The organism is Ochrobactrum sp. SFR4, assembly GCF_019730395.1.
Classification (GTDB): Bacteria; Pseudomonadota; Alphaproteobacteria; order Rhizobiales; family Rhizobiaceae; genus Pseudochrobactrum.
The window spans coordinates 1-237 of the sequence record NZ_JAAPBB010001367.1; the positions used below are offsets into that span (position 1 = coordinate 1).

At 49.4% G+C, this 237-nt stretch carries 1 protein-coding gene; it reads left to right on the forward strand.

Features of this window, described 5'->3' with window-relative positions; all coding sequences use genetic code 11:
* Positions 1-49 precede the first annotated feature (49 nt).
* Positions 50-237 (forward strand): RidA family protein (locus tag HBA93_RS23495; protein WP_286202174.1); only part of this gene is annotated, 188 nt, incomplete at its 3' end.

The following is a 237-nucleotide window of genomic DNA, read 5'->3' on the forward strand; positions in this document are numbered from 1 at the left end:
TAATATATTACACATTACAAATCGCTTGAGATTTTGGGAGGAATTCAAGATGCGCGAAGTTATGTCTCATAAAAACGGTCCGGTTAAATTCTACTCGGATGTCGTTAAGGCAAAGGGGACGTTTCTGTTTCTGGCGGGGCAGGTTGCCCAGCATGCGGATGGCAGCTGGGCTGAGGGATTTGAGGCGCAGACAGAACTTGCACTGGCCAATCTGAAAAAGACGCTCGACCTGGCCGG